Raw genomic sequence first — 2,660 nt, forward strand, 5'->3', positions numbered from 1 at the left:
ACTATTTCTTTACTCCAGACTATATTATTCAGAGTGACCGCGGAATACCGCTAACACTTAAGCGGCGAGTAAGGTTTTTGCCTGTTCCGCTTGATAAATCAATAACAGCTCGTGAGGTCGAACTTTTATGATTGCCAAGGGATAGATAAATGACCGCCTATCTCCCTAAATTTCCCCATCATTTACAATAAGCGTGGTGCTACCCTAGGCACCCAATGCCCGGACAAGCTCTTGCACTGCAAGGCTTTCCGGGCATCGTTTACATTAAGCGCGGCGGGATACATAGCTCCGGGAGATGCCGAAGGAGGAGGCAATCTCCCGCTGGGTCAGAGGTACGGTGCCCCCCAGGCCGTAGCGGAGGCGGACAATTTCCGCCTCCCGGGAGGTGAGGCGCTCCCGGACCAGCTTGTGAAGCCGCAGGGCGTTGTCCCGGTCATGAAGGTCCTCCAGCATGGTGTCGTCCACGCCCACGACATCCATGAGCTGGAGGGCGTTTCCGTCCTTGTCGCTGTCGATGGAGTCGGAGAGGGAGACCTCCCCCTGGAGCTTTTTCTGGCTGCGGAAGTACATGAGGATTTCATTTTCGATACACCGGGCGGCGTAGGTGGCAAGGCGCGCCCCTTTGGCGGGGTTAAAGCTGGAGATGCCCTTGATGAGGCCGATGGTGCCGATGGAAATCAGGTCCTCCTGGTCGGCGCTTTGGGTGTAGTACTTTTTGGACGGGTGAAGCAAAGGGAGGAATCCGCCCGGTCAAAAGCGGCCTCCCACAGGCCGCCGAATTTCAGGTAGATGTCCAGTTGGATTTTCTCTTTTGTGCTGTTCCTTTTGACCACGATTTTGTTCAGGATCGTGGTCACCAGGGCGGAGTGGATGCCGTTTTGGAAGGTCAGCTCCCGCTCCAGGGCGGCGCGGATTTCCTCTAACTGCTCCGCCGTCCGCCGCCCCTTTTCCGCCTCCGCTTGGAGCGCTTTCAGTCGCTCCTCCAGGGCTTGGGCCTGTTGGTTGAAGCCGTCGTTGCGCTGTTTAAATTCCGCCGTGGAGATGGCGTCCTCAATGCTCATCTCCAGCAGGCGGTCTTTTTTTGCCCCGAGGGCGGACAGGTCCTCCTCAATACGGCGGATGTCCTGGGTGTAGTCGTGCTCGTCCGGGACGGCCTGGAGGACTGCTGCTACTGCGTCGATAATGGCCCGCTTGTTCTGTGCCAGTCTGTCGAAAATGTCGGCCATGATCTGATTTAGCTCCGCCGTCCTGAGCTGGGGTGCGGAACAGGCCGCGCGGCCCTTGTCCCGGTAGACCCGGCATTGCCAGACTTCTTTGCTCCCCTGGGCGCTTTTCAGCACCTGCCGGTGAAAGCTGGTTCCGTGCTCCTCGCAGATGACCTTGCCGCTGTAGGGGTAGCGGTTGTGAAACGCTGCCCCGCTCTGATGCTGTTTCATCTGCTCACTCCGCCGCTTGTACAGGGTGTTGGCCCGATCCCATAGTTCCTCTGATACAATAGCCGGAATGGATGGGTCCGGGTATAGGACCCATTCGTCCTCGTCCAGGAAGATTTTCCGCTTGCTGCGGTAGTCCACGGTTTGGGACTTGCCCGCGCAGTACCAGCCCTTGTACTTGGGGTTACACAAAATATGCCGGATGGTCAGGACGTTGAAGGGCCCGCCCTTGCGGCTGGTGAAGCCCTCGTCGTACAGCGTCTGAGAGATGCGGCGGATGCCTATTTGCTGATTGGCATAGAGCTCAAAAATTTTTCGCACCACCTGAGCCTCCGCCTCGTTGATGGTCAGCACGCAGTCCTTTTTGTCGTAGCCCCATAGCTTGTCGTTCCCCAGAACATGCCCGTTTTTGATGGCCTGCCGGAAGCCGAACTTCAGCCGCTCGGAGAGCTTGCGCACCTCATCTTGAGCCACCCCGGCCATAACCACCAGGCGGAACTCGCTGTCGGAGTCCAGGGTGTTGATGTTGTCGTTTTGGAACAGCACCCCCACATCATGCTCCAGCAGCTCCTGGGTGTATTGAATGCTGTCCAGGGTGGAACGGGAAAAGCGGGAGATCTCCTTCGTGATGATGAAGTCGAACCGTCCCGCTTTGGCGTCCTCGATCATCCGTAAGAAGCTGTCCCGCTTTTTCGTGCTAGTTCCGGAAATACCCTCGTCCACGTAGCCCTGGACGTAGGTCCAATTCCGTTTTTCCTGTATGAATTGTGTGTAATACTGTACCTGGTTTTCCAAACTGTTGAGCTGTTCGTCCTTATCGGTGGAGACCCTGGCGTAGAAGGTCACCCGCAACGGCAGGTCGAAAATGGTCTTCCCGTTCCGCATTTCATTGCGTATCCTGAGCACATTCATGAATATCTACCTCCTTTGTCATGCACACAGGGTACTGGAACAGCTCCGGAAAGTCTATCACAGAATGTACCAAATCCACGGCTCTGGAATAGGTGAAATCCGATATCAGGCCAAGAGAATGAATGTGGTCCAGCAGGACGACGGCCAGTTCTCGCTGTGCGCTTTCCAAATTGCATCACCTCGGTTTATAGATATGTTTGGAGAATAAAAAAAATGCCGGACAGGTATGGCCCGTCCGGCATTGATGGAATCTTAGAAGCTGTACCAATAGGCTAAAACCGCTTGAGTAAAGTGCTGAAAGCAGCAATGGTGCCA

Annotated in this window: 2 protein-coding genes; both read right to left on the bottom strand. The window is 55.6% G+C overall.

Going from position 1 to position 2,660, the window contains the following annotated elements; translation table 11 throughout:
• Positions 1-264: 264 nt before the first annotated feature.
• A complete protein-coding gene (locus tag JX325_RS14840; RefSeq protein WP_204791849.1) occupies positions 265-732 on the bottom strand; it encodes a sigma-70 family RNA polymerase sigma factor in 468 nt (155 codons plus the stop codon).
• Complete coding sequence (locus JX325_RS14845; protein ID WP_204791850.1) at positions 678-2,345, bottom strand: recombinase family protein; 1,668 nt, start codon at positions 2,343-2,345, stop codon at positions 678-680. Before JX325_RS14845 ends, JX325_RS14840 begins: the two co-directional genes overlap by 55 nt.
• Positions 2,346-2,660: the final 315 nt, after the last annotated feature.

Origin of the sequence: Oscillibacter sp. CU971 (genome assembly GCF_905219725.1) — a bacterium.
Lineage (GTDB): Bacteria > Bacillota > Clostridia > Oscillospirales > Oscillospiraceae > Oscillibacter.